This window comes from Streptomyces sp. NPDC017095, from assembly GCF_044332325.1.
Lineage (GTDB): Bacteria > Actinomycetota > Actinomycetes > Streptomycetales > Streptomycetaceae > Streptomyces.
In genome coordinates, this window is the sequence record NZ_JBIROU010000020.1 from 87,786 (window position 1) to 109,031 (window position 21,246).

The following is a 21,246-nucleotide window of genomic DNA, read 5'->3' on the forward strand; positions in this document are numbered from 1 at the left end:
CGGGGCTCCCACTGCATCACCGCACCCGCACCCAGCCCCACCGGGAGACGTGGCATGACTACCACCGAGTCACCGCAGACGACGCCAGAAGCAGCGGAGCCCGCCGCCGACCAAGCGGTCAAGGAGACGCTGGAGGACTACACCCTCCGTTTCGCACCCCGCAGTTACCGCCGCTGGACCCCGATGGTCGTGGCCACCACGGCACTCGGCGGCATCGCCTACATGGCCGACTTCTCCATCGGCGCCGGCATCGGCCTCGCCCACGGCACCGGCAACGCCCTCGTCGCGATCGCCGTCGCCGCCGTGGTCATCTTCATCACCGGCTTCCCCCTCGCCTACTACGGCGCCCGCTACAACATCGACCTCGACCTGATCACCCGCGGCTCCGGCTTCGGCTACTACGGCTCGGTCCTCACCAGCGTCATCTTCGCCAGCTTCACCTTCATCTTCTTCGCCCTCGAAGGCTCGATCATGGCCCAGGGCCTCAAGCTGGGCCTCGGACTCCCGCTGTGGCTGGGCTACCTGGTCTCCACGCTCATGGTCATCCCCCTGGTGATCTACGGCATGAAGGCGCTCAGCAAGCTCCAGGTCTGGACGACCCCGATCTGGCTGCTGCTCATGGTCGGCCCGCTGGTCTACCTGATCTCCGCCGACCCCGGCACCGTCGACCGCTTCCTCGCCTACGCCGGCACCGACGGCGACGGCGGCGTCGACACCGCCTCCGTGCTGCTCGGCGCCGGTGTGTGCCTCTCGCTCATCGCGCAGATCGGCGAGCAGATCGACTATCTGCGCTTCATGCCGCCCAAGACGGAGGCGAACAAGCGCACTTGGTGGACCGCGGTCATCATGGCCGGTCCCGGCTGGGTGGTACTCGGCGCGCTCAAGCAGGCCATCGGCGTCTTCCTCGCCGTGTACATCCTCGCCAAGGTCGGCCCGGACGTCGCGCCCGAGCCGATCCAGCAGTTCAAGGGCGCCTTCGACGCGATGATGCCGTCCTGGCTGGTGCTCCCGCTGGCCGTCGTCCTCGTCGTGATCAGCCAGATCAAGATCAACGTGACGAACGCCTACTCCGGCTCGCTCGCCTGGACCAACTCCTTCACCCGCATCACCAGGCACTATCCCGGCCGCATGGTCTTCGTCCTGGTCAACCTGGGCTTCGCGCTGGCCTTGATGGAAGCCGACATGTTCAGCTTCCTCAACGACATCCTCGGCTTCTACTCCAACTGCGCCATCGCCTGGGTCGTCACCGTCGCCACCGACATCGGCGTCAACAAGTACCTGCTGAAGCTCTCCCCGCTCCAGCCCGAGTTCCGCCGCGGCATGCTGCACGCCGTCAACCCGGTCGGCGTGGTCGCCTTCGTCGCCGCCTCCGGTCTGTCCATCGCCATGTATTTCCACGCCCTCGGCGACACCCTCCAGCCCTACTCCCCCGTCGCCGCCGCCGTCATCGCCTTCGTCCTCACCCCGCTGATGGCCATCGTCACCAAGGGCCGGTACTACCTGCGCCGCACCGACGACGGCATCGACGAGCCGATGCTCGACGCCGACGGCAACCCGAGCGCGGTCACCTACGACTGCCACGTCTGCCACCAGCCCTACGAACGCCCCGACCTCAGCTCCTGCGCCACCCATGACGCGGTCGTCTGCTCGCTGTGCCTGAGCACGGACAAGGCCGGCGACCACGTCCTGCCCGCTACCGTGTAGGCCCGCCGAGCGGGACCGCCGAAACCGACCTCCTTGTCAGGGAACCTCCGACACCGTGGCCTGTACTCCATCGCAACGGGGGCCCGGGAAGGGAACACGATGCCTCGGCGCATCGCCACACGACGCCGAGGCTCGCGCTCCGTGTCAAGCGTCACGACCTGCGGGAGGCACAGTGTCTGCCGCGACGGCGGCGCTCTGGACCAGGAGCCCGCGTACCCGCGGTGCCGGCTCGTCCGATGCCCCGCGGCGCTCGCCCCGCGCGTCGCCGCGCCCCGTGACCTTGGAGGCGTGATGTCGTCATGGCGGCTTTCCTCCGGGCCGGAATCGCCTGCGCTACCGTCGCGTGGTCCGCAGCGCGGTCCCTCCGCGGGGCGACGGGTGGCTCGATACTCCAGCCGTAGATCGCTGGTGCCACGTCCGGCCGACCGCGCTTACGGGTGCGTGTCAGTGATCGCGATGACTTCGTCGAGGCGGTCCAGAGCGGCCTGCAGGTCCTCGACCTTGGCCTGGAGGCGCTCGCGCTCGGTGCGCAGCATGGCTCGTTGCTCGGCGTCGGTGTGCCCGGAGTCCCAGCACGGGAGGAGTTCCGTGATCTTTCGGCTGGTCAGACCGGCGGCGAACATCTGCTGGAAGAAACGGACCCGGGGGATGGCGTCCTGCCGGTAGAGGCGCTGGCCTGATGGGCTGCGCTCCGCGATGAGCAGCCCCTGCTGCTCGTAGTAGCGCACGGCGCGTACCGAGACGCCGGCACCCCGTGCCACCTCGCCGATGCGCATCAGCCGCTCGCCCACGGCCTGCCCGACGGTCATGGTGATTCCTCCCCCAGGCCCTGATGGCCAGCACTTGCCTCTGACGTCAGCGTCAGGTTTTAGCGTACCGGGCATGGACATCAACAACTCAGTCGCCCTTGTCACCGGAGCCAACCGCGGTCTGGGCCGCGCCTTCGCCCAGCGCCTGCTCGAACGGGGCGCCCGCAAGGTCTACGCGACGGCCCGCCGGCCGGAGACCGTGGACCTGCACGGGGTCGAGGTGCTGCCCCTCGATATCACCGATTCCGCTTCCGTGCAGGCCGCCGCCGAGGCCGTCCCGGACATCTCGCTGCTCATCAACAATGCCGGGATCCAGACGGGGACCGACCTGGTGACCGGTTCGCTGGACGCGGTACGGCACGAGCTGGAGACCAACGTGTTCGGGCACCTCGCAATGATCCGTGCGTTCGCGCCGGCGCTCGCCGGGAACGGCGGGGGTGCGATCGTCAACGTCCTCTCCGCCATGTCGTGGTTCGGGGCCAAGGGCTCCAACGCCTACCACCTGACCAAGGCCGCCGCCTGGGCCATGACCAACGGCGTCCGCCTGGAGCTCGCCGAACAGGGCACGCTCGTGACAGCAGTGCACCTCGGCCTGGCCGACACCGACATGGCCGCGGGCTGGCCCGTGGACAAGATCGCTCCGTCGGACGTGGCCGACGCGGCGCTCGACGGTGTCGAGGCGGGCTCCGCCGAGGTCCTCGCCGACCGGTGGAGTCGGGACGTCAAGTCCCGGCTGCCGCTGGCGCCGGAGGAGTTCAACGCCGCGATGGACCGCGCCCTGGCGGCGCTGACGGCGGTCTGAGGGGCCTCTCGGGCCGCGCCGGCTTCGCTCGGTTGCTTCTGGGGTCGGTGAACTACGGTCTGCTCGAGATGTGGTCAGTCGGGCTCACAGGTATGGGCGTATCAAGGTGGCCTGGATGGTGGCCTCGTATCGGCAGGCGAGTTCGTCGTAGCGCGGGCCACCGTGCCGGTGGCGCGGTGGCGGCGGATCGGCAGTCGGCAGATGCCCGCCGAGTGGGTGGCAACCAGATCGACGGCGGCCCGGTCGTATCGGCGCAAGCCTTTCGCGCCGGGGCACGCGGACCGTTGCTGCCAACCGCGTCGGGGCACCTTGCGCGCTCAGCACGTCGACACGGAACTTGCCGGCAGGGGTGTGCACTTCGGTCCGGCAGGAGACGGCCAGGACGTATCCCGCCCCGTGTCCGGCGATCACCGCCGAGACCGCAGCGGCCGACGGGCAAGAGCGCCACGATCCGGCACGCGACGGGGGCGTGGCGGCGGCAGTTCCAGCGGTACGCCTGCCGTCCCGTCCGCACCGACTGCGGTGCCGCGTTCACCGGCGGACGGTGGCGGGCGGTCGAGCGCGTCGGCTGGGGCACCGCCCGGAAATCCAGACCGGCTCTGCGGGGACTGCGACCGCAGGCCGTCGCCGAGGTATGGCAAAGCCTGGCCGGGGCGGGTACCGGCGGCAGGGGCAGGACCAGGCCGAGCCCGGGCGGAAGGCCGGCGGCACCTGGCTCCCTCGCTTCCGCAGGTGCCACGACCGGGCCTCGTTGTCAGTGGCAGCTGCCAGGCTGAACGGATGGACCGTGATGAGGAACAGCTGCTACGCCGCCGGGTCTACGGCGCCGACCACGATCAGCCCGGCCCGCGACCCGGCCGGCGCTACGCCGAACTGGTCGGCGGCCCGCTGGACGGCCTGCTGCTCGACATCACCGGCCGGACGCAGGACGAGGCCGGTGTCGCGCTCTCCACCGAGCTGGGGCGGTTCGGCGCCGGCGGCCGGGCCCTGTACGACCCGCGCCCCGGTGACCCGGGCCGTTGGGACTGGACCGGTGATGCTCCCTGACCGGCCTCGGCCGGCTCGCTCACCAGCCCGGGCCGGGACACGCCGAGCGGTGTGCGCAGCGCGTCGGCCGTCGTGCGCCGGCCCTCCTTGCCGAAGGCGGCCGGAGAGCCACCGTGCGCAGCGACGGCCGGGATGGCATCGGCTGCGCGGCCGGCCGCACCATGTCCTGCACGGACGCCCGTTTCGAGATCACCACCGGCGACCTCGGGCCGCACGCCCGCCAGTACGACACGGACCCCGGCCGTCTCCGCACGCCGACCGCGTTGTAGACGCCCTCCCCGACGCTCAGGCGCATGACGCCCCAGCCTTCCTGCCGTGACGATCAGGTTCCGGTCGGCTCCGCCAGGAAGGTCAGGCGTGGGCGGTGCCGGTGTCGGTGCCGGCGAGGCCCATCTGGCGAAGGCCCGCGTCGTAGGTGCCGCGGGCGGTGCCGTGGGCCTCGGAGTCGCTCACCAGGAGTAAGGCGAGTTCCGCCCAGGAGGCGCCGTGGTGGCGGTGGGCGACGGTCAGGTGCCGTACGCGTCGGGTCAGTTCGTTGGTGAGGGCGGCGGTGTGGCGCAGCAGCCTGGCGCGCTGGGCCTTGGGCAGGCTCGCCAGGTCGTGGTAGTCCCGCAGGCCGAGGACGGTCAGGGCGGCTTCCAGGTGTCCGCTCTCGACGGCCTGGGCGATGTGGCTCTGTGGGTCGTCGGTCCGGGTCCAGGTGAGCGTGGTGACCTTGGCGGTGCGGTTGACGGAGACGGTCATGGGTCCTCCCGGGGCCTGCTGTGCGTTTTCCGCACGCTACTGAGTGCTTTCCGAACACCTGTACTGAGCACTTTCCGCGCATCGGCGGTCAACCCGCTTGGGAGAGGTTTGGTGCATTCATGTTCACGGCGCCATGACGTCATTGCGCTCTCGTTGCGATGTGCACGGTGCCGGGGTATGTCGGAAAGACTGGAACCAGGGGAGGTAAAGGGTCTTCCAGGGTGGTGGCCAGGCAGGTCTGGCGCCGTGCGGATCCGAGAGGAGGAAGGGGGAAAGCGGAGCGATGTCGGCGTCGAAGGCCCAGCGGCCCCCCGCTCGCGCACTGATTGAGGGGGCAACGATAATGTACGAGAGAACCGGATCCTCGCGATAGAAGACGAAATTCAGCCCGCTTTCCCCGGCTCTCCCGGCTGCGTGTGCAGCACCCGCCGAGTTCGGCGTCCTGGCGGTCACCGGCCATCAGGAGCAGACCGACGGGCGGCCCGTCGGCGCATCCCGCGGGCACGGACCACGACGGGTATCCGGCGACGGCGGCCGGCGCGCACCCGGTCGCGGTCCCGCGTCAGGACCAGGCCGCCGGCCCCGGCCGGGGGCGAGCCGGACGGCTCGTCCCCGGCTCGAACGCGGCGGCGGCCGGTCCGACGGCGCGCGACGGATGGGGCAGTCCGGAGGCGGTCGTTCCGGCGGGTCCCATGGCCGCCCGCTCAGCCGGCGGTGGGAGCGCCGGTGACCCGGCGTTCGCCGCCGTTGCGCTTCTGCCAGCGCCGGTAGACGTCGACCGCGGCCGCACGGGGTTCGTGGCGCATCGGCAGCCGGCGCTCCCGCCAGTCCTTGGCGAACTCGCCGTAGAAGGTGTCGAGTTCGAAGTACTTGCGGTCGTCGACATAGTGCGGTTCGTAGGCGTCGCGGGTGGTGAGGAAGACGACCTCGTCCGGCGAGCAGTAGTACAGCGCGCCCAGGCACATCGGGCAGGGCTGGGCCAGGACGTAGATCGTGGCCCCGACCAGGTGTTCGGTGCCCAGCGCGGTGCACGCCGCGCGAATGGCGAGGATCTCGGCGTGGGCGGTGGGATCGGCGGTCTGCGCGACCAGGTTGGGGCTCTCGGCGAGGATCTCGCCGTCCTTGACGATGACGGTCGCGAACGGGCGGCCGCCCTCGTCGACGTTGCGGCGGGCGATGTCGATGGTGCGCTGCGCGAAGTCCATCACACGTGCCTTTCGGTGGAGGGGTCGGGTGCCGGGGCGGGGCGGCGCGGTGGACCGCCGGCCCGCCCCGGCGGGCGGGGGACGCCGAGAGGGGTCAGAAGGGCTTGGTGGGCAGGTACTTGCCGTCCAGGGTGATGACCGCGCGCTCGCCGCCCTCGGGGTCGGCGACCTTCTTCACGTCCAGCCTGAAGTTGATCGCGGAGATGATGCCGTCGCCGAACTGCTCGTGCACCAGCGCCTTGAGGGTGGTGCCGTACACCTGGAGCATCTCGTAGAAGCGGTAGATGGTCGGGTCGGTGGGGATGCCGCCGGGGATCGATCCCCGGGTGGGGATCGTCTGGAGCAGGGTCACCGCGTCGGCGTCCAGGTCCAGCAGCTCGCCCACGGCCCGCGCGGCCGGCTCGGGCAGGGCGTGCTGGCCGAGTACGGCGGCGGTGGTGAAGGCCACCGACAGGCCGGCCGCGTCCGCGATGCGCTGCCAGCTGAGGTCCTTGCGGATCTTGGCCTCGACCGCGGTCACGGCGAGGGCTTGCCGGGCGGCGGGGTCGTACTGTGCGTGCACCATGAGGAGTGTTTCCTTCCTGGGTTCCAGGGTGAGGGAGCACCCGGCGCGCCGCTGCACGGCAGGCGCCGGGGTCGTGGGGCGCGCGGGCCGGGGGCCTGCGCGGCGTCAGGCGGCGCGAAAGGTGGCCACAGGCGTGGCGCCGACGGTCTCGACTCCGCCGGTGGCGATGTCGTAGACCCATCCGTGCAGGGCGAGGGTGTGCTCGGCCAGCCCGCGGGCGACCGAGGGATGGGTGGCCAGATTCGCGAGCTGGGCGAGCACGTTCTGCCGCACCAGGGCCGCGACGTCCCCGGACGCCGCCGTGCGGGCCAGCGATGCGTCGGCGTGCCGCAGCCAGTCGGCGACGGCCGGCACACCGCTGAGGTCCTGCGCCCGGGCCAGGGCCGTCATGGCGCCACAGCCCGAGTGCCCGCACACCACGATGTCGGAGACGCCGAGTACGGCGACCGCGTACTCGACGCCGGCCGCCACGGCGTCGGGCCCCGGCGCGTGGGCCGGCACCAGGTTGCCCGCCGTCCGCACGACGAACAGCTCGCCCGGCTCACTCGACGTGATCAGCTCCGGGACCACCCGGGCGTCGGAGCAGCCGATGAACAGCGTGTGCGGCCCGTGGTGCCCGGCGAGCCGGTCGAACAGCTCCGCCCTGGCGGGGTGGACGTCCCGCTGATAGCACCTGACGCCCTCGGCGAGGTCGCGCATGGGTCACTCCCTTCCAGTGGATCCCGGCCCGTCGGGCTCGGTACGTCCACCCTGCACGAACTGCGTCTATAGAGTCCAAGACGCCCTGGGCATGCTTCCTATTGCTCACACCTATAGTGGTATCCGTGACTCCGGAGCTACGTCATCTGCGCTACCTGCTCGCCGTCGCCGAACACGGCAGCTTCACCCGTGCCGCCGAGGAACTACGCGTTTCCCAGCCGACCCTTTCCCAGCAGGTCAGGCAGCTGGAGCGGGCGGTGGGGGCCCAACTGCTCGACCGCACCGCCCGCCGGGTCCGGCTCACCGACGCCGGCGAGACGTACGCACACCACGCCCGCCGCGCGCTGCGGGACCTGGCGGCCGCCGAGCGCGCCGTCCGGGACGTCCGGGACCTCGCCCGGGGGCACCTGCGGCTGGCCGTGACACCCACGTTCACCGCCTATCTGGTGGGCCCCCTGGTCGCGGAGCTGCACGACCGGCACCCGGGCATCACCGTGAACGTCAGGGAGATGCCCCAGGACCGCATCGAGTCGGCCCTGCTCGCCGACGACGTCGACCTGGGCATCGCCTTCGCCGGCGTCCACCTGCCCGGCGTCGGCGCCGCGACCCTGTTCACGGAGACCCTGAGCCTGGTCACCGGCGCGCGTGCCACCGAGGACGACCTGCCCCGGCCGCTCCCCGTCGGGCACCTGGCGGAGCTGCAACTCGCACTGCTCAGCGGTGACTTCGCGACGCGGGGTCATATCGACGCGCACTTCGCGGCGCATCGTGTGCAGCCGCGCATCGCGGTGGAGGCCAACTCCGTCCAGGCCCTGGTCGAGATCGTCCGGCGCACCCCGGTCGCCACCGTGCTGCCCGACGCCATCACCCACGACCACCCCCGGCTCACCCCCGTCCCCCTCGAACCCGCCCTGCCCGCCCGCACGGTCACCCTGCTGCGACGCGACGGCGGATACGAGACCGCCGCCGCCCGCGCCTTCACCCTCCTGGCCCACGACCTCGTCCGTGCCCGGGGCTACACCGGCGCCCGGCCGTGATGCGGTGGCACGCAGGCGGACGGACCTCCCCACCCCCGGCCGACTGCTAAGGGCGTGTGAGCACCCCTCGACCCGCGGCAGCATGGGGAACCGGGGCGGTGCCGGAGGCGTGGCCCGCCGGCCGGCGCGGCGCGCCCAGGCACAGGACCGCACCGGGTGCCCAACTCCGCTGTGAGACGGATGGCTTGTGTGCACATCCGTCAGGCATGACCCGGCCGTGGGGGGCAACCAGAGGAGAAGCGAAGGAGAGGTAAGAAAACAGTAACGACAGTTGGGGAGATACGGATGTCGTCCTACAGCACAAGCACCCACAAGACGAGCCGGACCAGCGGCCTGGCGATCGCGGGACTGGTCTGCGGCATCGTCGGCCTGTTCGTCCTGCCGATCGTCCTGGGGCCGCTGGCCATCATCTTCGGCGCCGTGGCCATGCGGCGGACCGGCTCCGCGATGGCGAAGTGGGACATCGGCCTCGGCGTGGCCGACATCGTCCTCATGATCGTGATGTTCGCCGTCGCCGCCCACAACGGCGGTACCTTCACCTGGCACATCGGCTGACCGCCGCCCCGCGCCCCGGCGAGCAGGCCGCCCGTGTGCACGCCGGCGGCTCGGGCAGAGGCGGTGCCACGCCCTCACCAGACGCAGGCGTTCATCTGGTTCACGAACAAGAGCAACCGCACCTGCACCCTGTCCGGCTTCGCCGGTGTCGACATGGTCGGCGCCCAGAGGACCGACGGCACCTGGTCCAGGGGCTGGGTGAGGTCGAAGACCCGGCCCGGCTGGAACCAGCCGGGCCGGAGCCGTCGAGGCACGTCGCCGGCCGGCCAGGCGTGTACACCGCAGGCGGCGGGTGACGGCCGGGAATGTACCGGCGGCGGCATCAGCGGGCGGTGGCGGACCGGCGGCTGACCGGAGGCCGGGCCCGGTTGCTGTCGGCTCCGGCCCGGGACCGGTCCGCCGTTTCGCTGCCGCTGCGTGTCCGCCGGCTGACTCTGCCGGCCCGGCGCCCGCTGCCCCGCGCCTCCTGGTCGATCAACCCTGTGCCGGCCGCGAAGCGGGACAGCGGCACGGAATTGCTCGCGTGCAGCCCCCGGCTCAGGCGGCTCTGACCACGCCGCTGTCCGATGCGTGCTCAGTCCGCCAGTTCCCACAGCAGTCGGTAGTACCTGATGCGTTCCGGGTCCGGCTCGACTCCGTAGGCTTCGAGCAGCGGCTCCTCCCATCCTGGACCGTAGTTCCACCGCGTACTCCAGGTGGCGACGGCGAGGTCCGCCCAACGGTCGGCGACACCGAGCGTGCCGAGATCGACGTGTCCGCTCCACGTACCGTCGTCTGCGACCAGGGTGTTGGGGGCGCAGGCGTCGCCGTGGCAGACGACGAGCCGGTCGACCGGCGGGATGTCGGCGAGGGCGCCGAGCGCGTGCTCGACCGTGCCGAAGTGTGGGAGGTCCTCGGGCCAGTCCGCCCGGCTGACCGGGTCCGCGGCTGCTCGTGACCGCGCACGCTCCAGGCGCGTTTCGGCCGACCAGCCGAACGGGCAGTCCGTGACGGGCAGCGCGTCATGGAAGGCCCGCAGGCCGGAGCCGACCGCGCGTACGGCGGTGCCGGGATCGCGCTTCCAGTGGTCGTCCACCGCCGTGCGTCCGGGCAGGCCACGGGTGATGATCCAGCTCCCCGCTTCGTCGGCGCCCTCGCCGATCACCCGCGGCACCGCCGTGAACCTCGCCGCCCACCGCAGACGCGCCACCTCGGCCGAGAGATCGATGCCGCTGCCGGCCGGCGTCCACTTCACGAACTGCCGCGTCTCACCCGAGCCGACCTGGAACGTCAGCCCGCCGAGCTCGTTCCTCCATACGGCCCGCACCGGCTGTCCGGCCGCGAGATCGGTGACGATACGGGGAGCCTCGACAGGTTCTCGGGGCGAAGACGCGATCATCCGCCCATTCTCACCAGAGCAGCCGGCAGCCGGCCACCCCTTTCCCCTGCTCACTGGTTCGGCGGCCGGCGGGGTGACGTCACAGGAGGCGGTGCGCCCGAAGGTCCGTCACGTACTTGGTGATCAGGGCGGGTGACAGACGAGGGATGTCGTCGTCCTCGCCGAGGGCCGCGGCCCGTACCGCCGCGCGGAACCGCTCCCCCGACAGGGCGGAGCCGGCCACAGGTTTCTCCGGCTTGGCGAAGGCGTGCAGCAGAGGGAGCAGCGAGTGCCGCTTCCGGCGGTCGGGCAGGGCCCGCAGGGCGGTCTCGAAGCGGTCGAGCCACTCGGCGTGGTCCTGAACCCGGGTGAGGGGGTGTCCGGCTGCCGTCAGCCAGTCGACGCACGTGTCGAGGGAGATGCCGTCCTCGTGCGGGTTGACCACGTGGTAGGTCCGGTGGCCTTCCCGTGCGTCGTCGCCCAGCGCGGTGACGGCCCGTGCGGTGAAGTCCACGGGAAGCGCGTCGTAGTGCGCGCTGCCGTCGCCGGCGCCCCGGGCGTAGAAGCTGCCGGGTGTGATGCCTGTGGCCAGCAGGCTCAGCAGGAGGCGGGTGAAGACGTCCGGGATGTTGAGCTGGCCGCGGTAGCGCGGGTGGGCGAGGATCAGGTTCGAGCGGAATACGGCGACCGGCAGACCGAGCCGTTCGTGCGCCTCGCGCAGCAGCACCTCGCCGGCCCATTTGCTGGCGGCGTAACCGTCGGCGTAGTCGCCTTCGAGGTCGCGTGTCCCGCAGGCGGTGCGTATGTCCGCCGATTCGTCGGCCGCCGCCTCGTTCCCGAAGGCGACGGCGACCGTCGACAGGTAGGTGAACTGCTTGATCCGGGAGGTGACGGCGAGCCTGATCAGTTCGGCCGTTCCCCGTACGTTGGGTCCGAACAGCTGGTCGTAGGGCAGGACGTGGTTGACCAGTGCCGCCGGGTGGACGATCAGGTCCACGGTGCCGGCAAGTCGCCGCCAGGTCTCCTCGTCGAGCCCGAGGCTCGGTTCCCCGATGTCGCCGGGGATCACTTCGAGGTGCCGGGCGGCGACCTCGCGGTACCGTTCCACGAGTTCCTGGTCGCCGCTGTCGAAGGCCGCGTCGAGCCGTGCGCGGGCCGTCTGCGCGGAGGAGCCGCGGACCACGCACACCAGCGTGCCGTCGCGCTCCGCCATGCGTTCCAGCCACTCCAGGCACAGGAAGCGGCCCAGGTAGCCGTTGGCGCCGGTCAGCAGGACGGTCCGGGCCTGGGGCAGTGGGCCGGGCGCCCGTTGCGCCCGAGCGAGGGTGGGGGCGTCGAGGAACGCCTCCAGCCGTAGGTCGGCGGCGTCCAGCCGTGTCGCGGCAGGGCCGTGGACACTGGCCGCGGTGGGCCGGCGGTGTTCCGACGCGAGCGTCCGCTCGATGTGATCGGCCACCTGGCGCAGCGAGTTGACCGGGTTGATGATCACGTCGACAGGGACGTCGACGTGGAAGATCTCCTTCAGCGCCTGGGAGAACGACAGCGCTGTGAGGCTGTCACCGCCGAGTTCGGCGAAGCGTGTGCCGGCCTCCACCTCGCCTTCCTCCTGTCCGAGAAGCGCTTGCGCGGCCCGCAGTACGGTCGTCGCCGCCGGCTGATCGGCGCCGGCCTCACGCAGTGCCCGCAGTTCGTCGGCCTCGCGGTCGGCCAGCTCGGCGTACAGGGCTTCGAGACGCGCGCCGTAGCGCTTCGTCAGGGCGGGACGCAGCGGCTTGCGCACTGCGGAGAGCAACCCGTTCTCCTGTGTGAACGGCTCGGTTTCGACGAGGAGGGCCCGGGGGACCTCGTAGGAGTTCAGTCCCGCCTCGACGGCGCGTTCCCGCACGGACTGCCGCAGGATCGTCCTGAGACGCCCGGCGTCCCCGGCGGCGCGGTCGAGGGCGTCCTGCGTCGGTACGACGACCGCGAGCAGGTGGGCGCGGGTGCTGTTGCCGTACAGGAAGATCTGCCGGACGGCCGGGCTGCCGTGGAACAGGGCCTCCAGACGGGAGACGGTGACGAATTCGCCCTGGGACAGCTTGAGGACGTTGGAGCGGCGGTCGACGTACCTGAGTTCGTCGGGGCCGACGCGGGCCATGATGTCGCCCGTACGGTAGAAGCCGTCCTCGTCGAAGACCTCGGCGGTGGCATCGGGGCGCCGGAAGTAACCGGGCACGAGTCGCTCGGACTTGACGAGCAGTTCGCCCCTCGGGTACGGCGAGTCGGTTGCGAAGTATCCCAGTTCGGGTACGTCGGCCAGCCTGTGGTCGGTCACCGGCGGGCGCAGCACCCGGCCGTCGAGGGAGACGATACCGCCTTCCGTCGATCCGTAGGCGTCGAGCAGCCGGACCTGGAGGCAGTCCTCGACGAACGCCGTCGTCTCGGCGCTCGGCGGGGCCGAGGCGCTGGCGGCCCACAGGAGGCGGCCGCCCATGACCTCCTCCCGCAGTTCCTCCATGACCTGTTCCGCCGGTCCGGCCGCACCGCCGCCCGTCCCGGCCCGGCGGCGCACCTCGGCCCGGTAGTGCTGGAAGAGCATGTCGGAGATGCGGGGAACCATGAGCAACTCGGTGGGACGGACCAGGGAGAGGTCTTCGAAGAGGGTCGACAGGTCGCTGGACGCCGCGAAGCAGGCGAGGCCCCCCTTGGCCAGCGTGCCGAACAGCACGCCCCTGCCCATCATGTGGCTCAGCGGCAGGTAGTTCAGGGCGATGGAGGGCCGGTCTCCCTGGCCGGGTACGAAGTCGATCCAGAACTGCCTGACCAGACGCTCGGGGTACAGGGCGCCTTTGGGGGCGCCGGTGCTGCCCGAGGTGTAGATCAGGGCGCTGAGCGTGTCGGCCGCCGCACCCTCGGGGACCTGCGGGAGCGGCGGCAGCGCACTCCCCCGGCCGATGACCGACGCCAGCGTGTCCAGGGCCATGTCCCGGTCCTGGGCCGCGAGCCGGGTGCGTGCGGAGTCCAGTTGCTCACGGTGGGCGGTGACCTCGGGATGATGGCCCATGACGATGATCCTGCGCAGTGCGGAGGCGCCGGCCGCCACCTGGAGCGCGGCCTCCAGGTGGTCGATGTGCACCGCGAGCAGGCGCGGTCCGCTCTGCTGGACGATGGGTGCCAGGTGTTCCGCCGTGGCACCGGCCTGGAGCGGGACGGACACCGCGCCGGAGCGGACGCACGCCAGGTCCACCACGGTGTACTCGGCGCTCGTGGGTCCGAGGACGGCGACGAAGTCGCCCGGTGCCAGGGCGTGTTCGGGGTGGTGCCGCCACTCGGAGGCCACCGCGCCGACCCGCTGCCACAGTTCGCCGTAGGTGAGCGTGTCGAACCGCTCCAGGAGGCGCAGTGTGGTGCGGCCCGTCTCCGGGTCGGTGACCGGCTCCGTGGCACGCTCGCCCAGGGCGGGGCGCTCCGCGTACCCGTCCATCACCGTGGCCACCAGGGCGGCGAGCGGCAGTCCGGGCCGCCGGATCGCCTCGGTGACGGCGTCCAGGGGTGCGGTGTCACGGAACTGGGCGTCGGTCGCGTGGAGGTGGGCGCTGCGTCGGTGGGTACGTGCGTCGAGCTCGTCGGTTAAGGGGCGGGAGCGGGACATGGGTGATCTCCTTCGCGGCCGTGGAAGCCGGTTCGTGTGGGAAGGGTCGCCGGTCGGGCTCGGTGACCGGGTCAGCGGGAGGGCTGAGCTATGTGGCGGTCCTGTCCGGCGCCGTGTCCGGCGACTGCCGTGGCGATGCCGAGGACGGCCAGGACGGTGAGCGGAAGGGTCCAGCTGTGTGTGGTGTCGTGCAGGATGCCGAGGAGGAGGGGGCCGGCCGCCGCCACGAGGTAGCCGATGGACTGGGCCATTCCCGCCAGCGCGGCGGCTTCGCCGGAGCTGCCGGCGCGCTGGCTCTGGAAGGTCAGCGCGAGGACGAGGCACGCGCCGCCGCCGAGTCCGAGCAGGGTGCACGCCAGGACGGACAGCGCGGGGGCGGTGACCAGTACGGTGAAGCCGCCCGCCACGAGGACCGAGGCCCCGGCCGCGGTCCAGCGCTGGTCGCGGCGGCCCCGGGTGAGCAGCGGCAGGAGGCTGCTGGCCGCCAGGGACACCACCTGGTAGGAGAACAGGGTCCATCCGGCCGCGGTGCTGCTGGTGCCGCGGTCGATCAGGATGCTGGGCAGCCACGCGACGGCGGTGTAGAAGGCCAGGGACTGAAGGCCCATGAAGAAGGTCACCTGCCAGGCGAGCCGCGACCGCCAGGGCACCGGGCTGTGGGCCGCGCCGGCGGGCGGTGGTGGCTCGTCGCTCCGCAGCCGGGGCAGCCAGGCGAGCAACGCCGCGACGGTGAAGGCGACGCCCCAGGCCAGCGCGGTGCGCCAGGAACCCGGCACGGTGTGGGCCAGGGGCGCGGAGACTCCGGAGGAGACCGCGGCCATGAGACCCATGACGGTCACGTAGAGAGCGCTGACGCCCTGGATCCGGTGCGCGGGCACGCTCTGCCTGATCAGGGCGGGCAGCAGCACGTTGCCGAACGCGATGGCCGCGGAGAGGATCACCGTTCCGGCGAACAGGCAGACGACGGAAGGAAGGGAGCGGACGACCGTTCCGACGGCCAGCGCGCCGAGCGCCGCCACCAGCAGGCGAGCGCTGCCGAACCGGCGGGAGGCCCGGGCGACCAGGGGCGACGTGGCGGCGAACGTCAGCAGCGGGAGGGTGCTCAGCAGTCCGCCCCAGCTCGCTGTCAGGCCGCTGCCCTGCTCGATCTCCGGCAGCAGCGCGCCGACGCCGGTGAGGGTGGTGCGCAGGTTCGCCGCGACGAGGCAGATCGCGATGAGGAGAGCGACGGAGACGGCGGGCCGGGCGGGTTCGGGGGCCCGGGGTACGAGGGCGGAGTGCTGACGCGACATCGGAGCCGACCGCGAACTCACCGGTCCTCCCCCGCTCGTGGCGTCCCGGTCTCGTGGTCGCGGGTGAGCTGGACGATCGCGGCCGCCGCTTCGCGGGCGCCGCTCTGGTCGCGGGCATCGATCGCGTCGACGAGCCGCCGGTGCAGACGGGCGTGCTCCTCGGCGTGGACGGCGTCCCAGCGCAGACCGCCCAGGGACGAGGTGAGGGCCGTACCGAGGTGGTCGTACACCTCGATCAGCAGGTCGTTCCCGCTCGCCCGGACCACGGCGCGGTGGAACAGCGCGTCGACGTTCGTGGCCGCGGAGGTGTCCTCACCGGCGCAGGCCGCGTCGGCGTCGGCCAGCAGCTCCCGCAACTGCCGCAGCTGACTCTCGCTGCGGCGCAGGGCCGCGGCTCCGGAGGCGTACTCCTCCAGTACGGTCCGCAGCTCCAGCACGTTGTCGCGCTGCGCGGAACTCGCCCGGCGCACCATGACCGACTGGAGCTCGCTGGAGGAGCGGACATAGGTGCCGTCGCCGGCCCGGGGCTCCAACAGGCCGAGGTGCACCAGCGCACCGATCGCCTCCCGCAGCGTGCTGCGCCCGACCCCCAGTTCCTCGATGAGGGCCTGCTCGGGCGGGATCCGCGTACCGACCGGCCAGCCTCCCGCCTCGATGTGCGAGCGGAGACTGTCCACGATCTGTGCGGAGAGGCTGGCTGTCCGACGCGGTGCGCTGATGCGTTTCATGGGAGCACCATATACAAACATCAGACGTTTGAACATCGGAGTTCTGCCCGACCGCTTCCGACCCCTCAGGCGGCACCATGCGTGCTCGTCCTGGCCCGTACGGCTCCTCGCTGACGCGCGACCGCCGGCGCGCCGTGGCCCCCGCCGCCTGCCCGGCGGCCCACGTCCGTCAGGCGACCGCCGGCTGTCCGTCCTCCCCGTCCTCGTGGTGGATCGGTGTGTTCGTCCCGGTCAGTGGGGCCCCCGTCCCGCCCCGTCGCGCGGCGACGATCTCCGCCGTGATGGACAGCGCGGTCTCCTCCGGTGTGCGGGCGCCGAGATCGAGGCCGATCGGTGAGCGGAGCCGGGCAAGCTCCCGTTCGGTGACGCCTTCCGACCGCAGACGCCGGTTGCGGTCCTCGTGGGTGCGGCGCGAGCCCATCGCCCCGACGAACGCGACCGGCAACCGCAGGGCCACCTTCAGCAGGGGTACGTCGAACTTCGCGTCGTGGGTGAGCACGCACAGGACCGTACGGGCGTCGGTCGCGGTGCGCCGCAGGTAGCGGTGCGGCCAGTCCACGACGACCTCGTCGGCGTCCGGGAACCGGTCCTGGGTGGCGAAGACGGACCGGGCGTCGCAGACGGTGACGTGGTAGCCGAGGAACTTGCCGGCCCGGGCCAGCGCCGACGCGAAGTCCACCGCGCCGAAGACGATCATGCGCGGGGGCGGCACGTTCGACTCGACGAGCAGGGTGAGGCCACCGGGACAGTGCGCGCCCTCCTCGGACTCCCTGCGGAGGGGCTCCCGTCCCGCTTCCCTCGCCGACAGCTCCACCGTGCCGGTGCGGCCCGCCTCCAGCAGGGTGCGGGCTTCGGCCGCCGCCGCCCGGTCCAGCTCCGGACGGCCGCCCAGACCGCCCTCGAAGGTGCCGTCGCGGCGGACCAGCAAGGCCCGGCCGAGCAGCTCGGCGGGGCCCCGGACGACCCGGGCGAGGGCCGCCGGTCCGCCCTGCGCGGCGGCCGACAGCGCCGCGCTGAGGACGGTCCGCGCGGGAGCCCCGTCGGCCACCGGGGTGACCAGCACCTCGATCGTCCCGCCGCAGGTCAGGCCCACGGCGAAGGCGTCCTCGTCGCTGTAGCCGAACCGTTCGAGCACGCTCTGGCCGGTGCGCAGCGCCTCGCGGCACAGGTCGTACACCGCGCCCTCCACACAGCCGCCGGAGACCGAGCCGATGACCGTGCCCGCGCCGTCGACGGCCAGGGCCGCGCCGGGACCGCGCGGTGCGCTGCCGCCGACCGCCACCACCGTGGCGACGGCGAAGTCGCGGCCCTCCTCGATCCAGTGGCACAGTGGGCCGGCCAGATCAAGCATCCGGTGCTCCCGCGACGGCCGACAGGACCCGGTCGGGCCGGATGGGCAGGTTGCGGTGGCGCACGCCGGTCGCGTGCCAGACCGCGTTGGCGATCGCCGCCGCGGCGCCGACGACGCCGACCTCTCCGATGCCCTTGATGCCGACCGGGTCGTCGGGGTCCGTGTCATCGAGCCAGTCCGCCTCGATCCGGGGCACGTCGGCGTGGGTGGCCACGTGGTAGCCCGCGAGGTCGGCGCCGACGTGGCCGCCCGAGGCGCGGTCCCGTACGGCCTCCTCGTGCAGGGCCATGGAGATGCCCCACACCATGCCGCCGAGCAACTGGTTGCGGGCGGTGAGCGGGTTGACGATCCGGCCCGCGGAGAAGATGCCGAGCATGCGCCGCACCCGTACCTCGCCGGTGCCGACGTCCACGGCGACCTCCGCGAACTGCGCGCCGAAGGAGTGGCGTTCGGCGGGCGGCAGCGCCGCGACGGCCGCGGTGGTGTCGGAGCGTACGGTGATGCCCTCCGGCGGGATGCCGGTGCCGAACGCCAGCCGTTCGCGCAGCTCACCGGCCGCCTCACGAACGGCCCAGGACCACGAGCGGGTGCCCATGGAACCGCCGGCGACCATCGCGGGGCCGAAGGCGCTGTCCCCGATGCGCACCCGGACGCGTTCCGGCGGCACCTGGAGGGCGTCGGCGGCGACCAGGGTGAGCGCGGTACGGGCGCCGGTGCCGATGTCGGCCGCGGAGATCCGCACGGTGAAGGTGCCGTCGGGGTGCGCGGTCGCGGCGGCGGTGGAGGGCGCGGCGCCCGCCGGGAAGAAGGCCGCGGCCGTACCGGTGCCGAGCAGCCAGCGGCCGTCCCGGCGCACTCCGGGACGCGGGTCCCGGTCCGCCCAGCCGAACCGGCGCGCGCCCTCCCGGAAGCAGGCGACGAGATGGCGGCCGGCGAACGGCAGGCCCGACACCGGGCCCCGGTCGGGTTCGTTGCGCAGCCGCAGCTCCACCGGGTCCAGCCCGCACTTCTCGGCGAGTTCGTCGAGCGCCGACTCCAGTGCGAACGACCCCGGTGCCTCGCCCGGGGCGCGCATGAACGTCGGGGTCGGCACGTCGAGCCGTACGAGACGGTTGGCGGTGTGGTGGGCGTCGGCGTCGTACATCACCCGCGCCACCCCGGCGCTCGGTTCGACGAACTCGTACACCGTGGAGGTGGCGCTGACGGCTCGGTGCTCCAGGGCGCGCAGGCGTCCGTCGGTGCCGGCGCCGAGCCGGACGCGCTGGGCGGTGGGGCTGCGGTAGCCGGTCAGTGAGAACATCTGGCGCCGGGTCAGGACGACGCGTACCGGGCGGCGCAGAACGGTCGCGGCCATCACGGCCGCGACCTGGTGGGCGCGGACGCCCTTGCTGCCGAAGCCGCCGCCGACGTGTTCGGAGCGCACGCGCACGGAGGCCGGGTCGAGGGAGAAGAGGTTGGCGAGTTCACCGGCGACCCAGGTGACGCCCTGGTTGGAGTCGATCACCTCGAGCTGTTCGCCGTTCCAGCGGGCGGTCGCCGCGTGGGGTTCCATCGGGTTGTGGTGCTCTTCGGGGGTGGTGTACTCGGCGTCCACGACGACGGGCGAGGAGGCGAGCGCGGCGTCGAGGTCGCCCTTCTCCGTCACGGCCGGCATGTGGCCGTCCAGCGGGTACGCGTCGGGCCGCTCACCGGTGAACTCGACCTCGTGCGGCTCCTGTTCGTAGTGCACGACGAGCGCTTCGGCGGCCTCCCGGGCCTGCTCGGAGGTCTCCGCGACGACCAGCGCCACCGGCCAGCCCCGGTGCGGCACGCGGTCGTGCTGGAAGACCGTGCAGGTCGGGTCGGGGCGCATGCCCAGCAGGCCGGTGTAGTCGGTCTCCAGGCACGGGGCGTTGGTGTGGTCGAGCACGGCGAGGACGCCCGGCATGGCGAGGACGGCCTCGGTGTCGAGGGTCCGGATGCGGCCGCGGGCGACCGTGGACAGGACCAGCCAGCCGTGGGCCAGGCCGGCGAAGGGCACTTCGCCGGCGTAGCGGGCCGCTCCGGTGACCTTGTCCCTGCCCTCGACACGGGTGTGGCCGGTGCCGAGGGAAGGCGCCTGCGCGGGTGCTCCGGTGGTGACGGCGGTCATCGTGCGCTCTCCTCGGCGAGTTCGGTCAGGACGGCCACCACCAGGTTGCGGACGAGGGTCACCTTGTAGCCGTTGTGCGGCAGCGGCCGTGCCGCCGCCAGCTCGGCGTCCGCCGCAACGGCGTAGGTCTCCGCGGTGGCCGGTGCGCCGGTCAGGACCCGCTCGGCCGCGGACGCCCGCCACGGGCGGGAGGCCACGGCGCCGAGGGCCAGGCGCGCGTCGTGGACGACGCCGTCACGGACGTCGAGCGCGGCGGCGAGGGAGCCGATGGCGAAGGCGTAGGAGGCGCGCTCGCGGACCTTGCGGTAGCGGGAGCGGGCGGCGACCGGGGCGGGCGGCAGCGTGAGGCCGGTGATCAGCGCGCCCGGCGGCAGGGCGGTCTCCCGGTGCGGGGTGTCCCCGACGGGCAGGTAGAAGTCGGCGAGCGGCACCTCCCCCGGTCCGTTCGCCGTCTCGTACCGGACGACGGCGTCGAAGGCGGTCAGGGCCACGGCCATGTCCGAGGGGTGTACGGCCGCACAGTGGCCGGAAGCGCCCAGGATCGCGTGGTTGCGGTGCTCCCCCTCGATCGCGGGGCAGCCGCTGCCGGGGACCCGCTTGTTGCAGGGCTGGGTGACGTCGGTGAAGTAGCCGCAGCGGGTGCGCTGGAGCAGGTTTCCGCCGACCGTCGCCATGTTGCGCAGCTGGCCGGAGGCACCGGCCAGCACCGCCTGGGCGAGCGCCGGGTAGCGGCGCCGGACCTCGGGGTGGGCGGCCAGGTCGCCGTTGGTGACGGTGGCGCCGATGCGCAGACCGCCGTCCGGTGTGGTCGCGATCCCGGCCAGCGGGAGGCCGCGGATGTCGACGAGGCGCGCCGGCCTCTCGACACCGGTCTTCATCAGATCGACCAGATTGGTGCCGCCACCGAGGTAGCGGGTGTCCGGGTCGGAGCCGAGCAGGGCGACGGCCCCGGCGACGTCGTGCGCGCGCTCGTAGGCGAACTCCCTCATGCCACGGCCTCCTCGGCACCCGTCGCGGGGTGCACGTGTTTCCCGTCCGGCCGGGCGCCGGCGGCGCGGGCCACCGCGTCGACGATGGACACGTACGCGGCGCAACGGCACAGGTTCCCGCTCAGCCGCTCGCGTATCTCCTCGGCGGTCAGGGCCGGGGGCCCCGCTTCGGGGCGGACGTCCTCGGTGACGGCGCTCGGCCAGCCCGCCGCGTGTTCCCCGAGCATCCCGATCGCCGAGCAGATCTGGCCCGGGGTGCAGTAGCCGCACTGGAAACCGTCCAGTTCGAGGAAGGCCTGCTGCACGGGGTGCAGCCGTTCGCCGTCGGCCACGCCTTCGATGGTGGTGATCTCCCGGCCCTCGGCCGCCACGGCCAGTTGCAGGCAGGCGACGGACCGGCGTCCGTCCAGCAGGACCGTACAGGCCCCGCACTGCCCCTGGTCGCAGCCCTTCTTGGTACCGGTGAGATCGAGGCGCTCGCGCAGGGCGTCGAGCAGGGTGGTGCGGTGGTCGACGGGCAGTGTGTGCTTCTCTCCGTTGATGTCCAAAGTGATGACACTGGACGTCGATGGGACCATGAGCTGCTTCTTTCGCATGTTC

General features: G+C 72.4%; 20 protein-coding genes. 7 read left to right on the forward strand and 13 right to left on the reverse strand.

Annotated features, from left to right (window positions below; genetic code table 11):
- The first annotated feature begins 54 nt into the window (after positions 1–54).
- Complete coding sequence (locus tag ACH4OA_RS30660) at positions 55–1,704, forward strand: purine-cytosine permease family protein (protein ID WP_397972520.1); 1,650 nt, start codon at positions 55–57, stop codon at positions 1,702–1,704.
- A 431-nt stretch (positions 1,705–2,135) separates the two neighbouring features.
- On the opposite strand, the gene ACH4OA_RS30665 is transcribed toward ACH4OA_RS30660, so the two are convergent.
- Positions 2,136–2,513 carry a MerR family transcriptional regulator gene (locus tag ACH4OA_RS30665; RefSeq protein ID WP_397972523.1) on the reverse strand — a complete coding sequence of 126 codons (378 nt, stop codon included), beginning with the start codon at positions 2,511–2,513 and terminating at the stop codon, positions 2,136–2,138.
- 73 nt (positions 2,514–2,586) lie between these two features.
- On the opposite strand from ACH4OA_RS30665, the gene ACH4OA_RS30670 reads away from it, so the two are divergent.
- The 3 genes from ACH4OA_RS30670 (at position 2,587) to ACH4OA_RS30680 (ending at position 4,631) form a co-directional block, all read left to right on the forward strand.
- Positions 2,587–3,315 (forward strand): SDR family oxidoreductase, encoded by a 729-nt coding sequence (locus tag ACH4OA_RS30670; RefSeq protein WP_397972525.1) that lies wholly within the window; start codon positions 2,587–2,589, stop codon positions 3,313–3,315.
- 780 nt (positions 3,316–4,095) lie between these two features.
- Positions 4,096–4,362 (forward strand): hypothetical protein, encoded by a 267-nt coding sequence (locus ACH4OA_RS30675; RefSeq protein WP_397942670.1) that lies wholly within the window; start codon positions 4,096–4,098, stop codon positions 4,360–4,362.
- A gap of 113 nt (positions 4,363–4,475) precedes the next feature.
- Entirely contained in the window at positions 4,476–4,631 is a 156-nt protein-coding gene (locus tag ACH4OA_RS30680; protein ID WP_397972528.1) for a hypothetical protein, read from the forward strand.
- Between the two features lie 82 nt (positions 4,632–4,713).
- Here ACH4OA_RS30680 and ACH4OA_RS30685 read toward each other — a convergent pair whose 3' ends face one another.
- The 4 genes from ACH4OA_RS30685 to ACH4OA_RS30700 all read right to left on the reverse strand — a co-directional run bounded on the left by ACH4OA_RS30685 (position 4,714) and on the right by ACH4OA_RS30700 (position 7,575).
- Entirely contained in the window at positions 4,714–5,106 is a 393-nt protein-coding gene (locus tag ACH4OA_RS30685) for a hypothetical protein (protein ID WP_397942668.1), read from the reverse strand.
- 704 nt (positions 5,107–5,810) lie between these two features.
- A complete protein-coding gene (locus ACH4OA_RS30690; RefSeq protein WP_397972530.1) occupies positions 5,811–6,311 on the reverse strand; it encodes a nucleoside deaminase in 501 nt (166 codons plus the stop codon).
- Between the two features lie 94 nt (positions 6,312–6,405).
- Positions 6,406–6,876, reverse strand: a complete 471-nt coding sequence (gene cynS / locus ACH4OA_RS30695; RefSeq protein WP_397942664.1) for a cyanase — start codon at positions 6,874–6,876, stop codon at positions 6,406–6,408.
- 105 nt (positions 6,877–6,981) lie between these two features.
- A complete protein-coding gene (locus ACH4OA_RS30700) occupies positions 6,982–7,575 on the reverse strand; it encodes a carbonic anhydrase (RefSeq protein ID WP_397942662.1) in 594 nt (197 codons plus the stop codon).
- A 125-nt stretch (positions 7,576–7,700) separates the two neighbouring features.
- Between ACH4OA_RS30700 and cynR the strand changes: the two genes are divergently transcribed.
- From cynR to ACH4OA_RS30715, 3 genes are all read left to right on the forward strand, one after another.
- The gene (cynR, locus tag ACH4OA_RS30705) at positions 7,701–8,612 is read left to right on the forward strand and encodes a transcriptional regulator CynR (protein ID WP_397948690.1); all 912 of its coding nucleotides are present in this window, start codon (positions 7,701–7,703) and stop codon (positions 8,610–8,612) included.
- A gap of 285 nt (positions 8,613–8,897) precedes the next feature.
- Positions 8,898–9,167: a DUF4190 domain-containing protein gene (locus ACH4OA_RS30710; protein WP_397942658.1), complete on the forward strand. Its 270-nt coding sequence runs from the start codon at positions 8,898–8,900 to the stop codon at positions 9,165–9,167.
- A gap of 63 nt (positions 9,168–9,230) precedes the next feature.
- Complete coding sequence (locus tag ACH4OA_RS30715; RefSeq protein ID WP_397972533.1) at positions 9,231–9,518, forward strand: DUF4232 domain-containing protein; 288 nt, start codon at positions 9,231–9,233, stop codon at positions 9,516–9,518.
- Between the two features lie 223 nt (positions 9,519–9,741).
- Here ACH4OA_RS30715 and ACH4OA_RS30720 read toward each other — a convergent pair whose 3' ends face one another.
- From ACH4OA_RS30720 to ACH4OA_RS30755, 8 genes are all read right to left on the reverse strand, one after another.
- Positions 9,742–10,545: an aminoglycoside 3'-phosphotransferase gene (locus tag ACH4OA_RS30720; RefSeq protein ID WP_397942654.1), complete on the reverse strand. Its 804-nt coding sequence runs from the start codon at positions 10,543–10,545 to the stop codon at positions 9,742–9,744.
- A 79-nt stretch (positions 10,546–10,624) separates the two neighbouring features.
- The gene (gene car / locus ACH4OA_RS30725; protein ID WP_397972535.1) at positions 10,625–14,155 is read right to left on the reverse strand and encodes a carboxylic acid reductase; all 3,531 of its coding nucleotides are present in this window, start codon (positions 14,153–14,155) and stop codon (positions 10,625–10,627) included.
- A 71-nt stretch (positions 14,156–14,226) separates the two neighbouring features.
- Positions 14,227–15,447 carry a CynX/NimT family MFS transporter gene (locus tag ACH4OA_RS30730; RefSeq protein WP_397972538.1) on the reverse strand — a complete coding sequence of 407 codons (1,221 nt, stop codon included), beginning with the start codon at positions 15,445–15,447 and terminating at the stop codon, positions 14,227–14,229.
- A gap of 17 nt (positions 15,448–15,464) precedes the next feature.
- Positions 15,465–16,175, reverse strand: coding sequence for a FadR/GntR family transcriptional regulator (locus ACH4OA_RS30735; protein WP_397942648.1), 711 nt, complete (start codon positions 16,173–16,175; stop codon positions 15,465–15,467).
- Between the two features lie 169 nt (positions 16,176–16,344).
- A complete protein-coding gene (locus ACH4OA_RS30740) occupies positions 16,345–17,526 on the reverse strand; it encodes an XdhC family protein (RefSeq protein ID WP_397972540.1) in 1,182 nt (393 codons plus the stop codon).
- On the reverse strand, positions 17,519–19,657 hold the full coding sequence (locus tag ACH4OA_RS30745) for a xanthine dehydrogenase family protein molybdopterin-binding subunit (RefSeq protein ID WP_397972543.1): 2,139 nt from the start codon (positions 19,655–19,657) through the stop codon (positions 17,519–17,521). The genes ACH4OA_RS30740 and ACH4OA_RS30745 overlap by 8 nt, the downstream gene beginning before the upstream one ends.
- Positions 19,654–20,646 carry an FAD binding domain-containing protein gene (locus ACH4OA_RS30750; protein WP_397972545.1) on the reverse strand — a complete coding sequence of 331 codons (993 nt, stop codon included), beginning with the start codon at positions 20,644–20,646 and terminating at the stop codon, positions 19,654–19,656. Before ACH4OA_RS30750 ends, ACH4OA_RS30745 begins: the two co-directional genes overlap by 4 nt.
- Positions 20,643–21,224, reverse strand: a complete 582-nt coding sequence (locus tag ACH4OA_RS30755) for a (2Fe-2S)-binding protein (RefSeq protein ID WP_397972548.1) — start codon at positions 21,222–21,224, stop codon at positions 20,643–20,645. Before ACH4OA_RS30755 ends, ACH4OA_RS30750 begins: the two co-directional genes overlap by 4 nt.
- Positions 21,225–21,246: the final 22 nt, after the last annotated feature.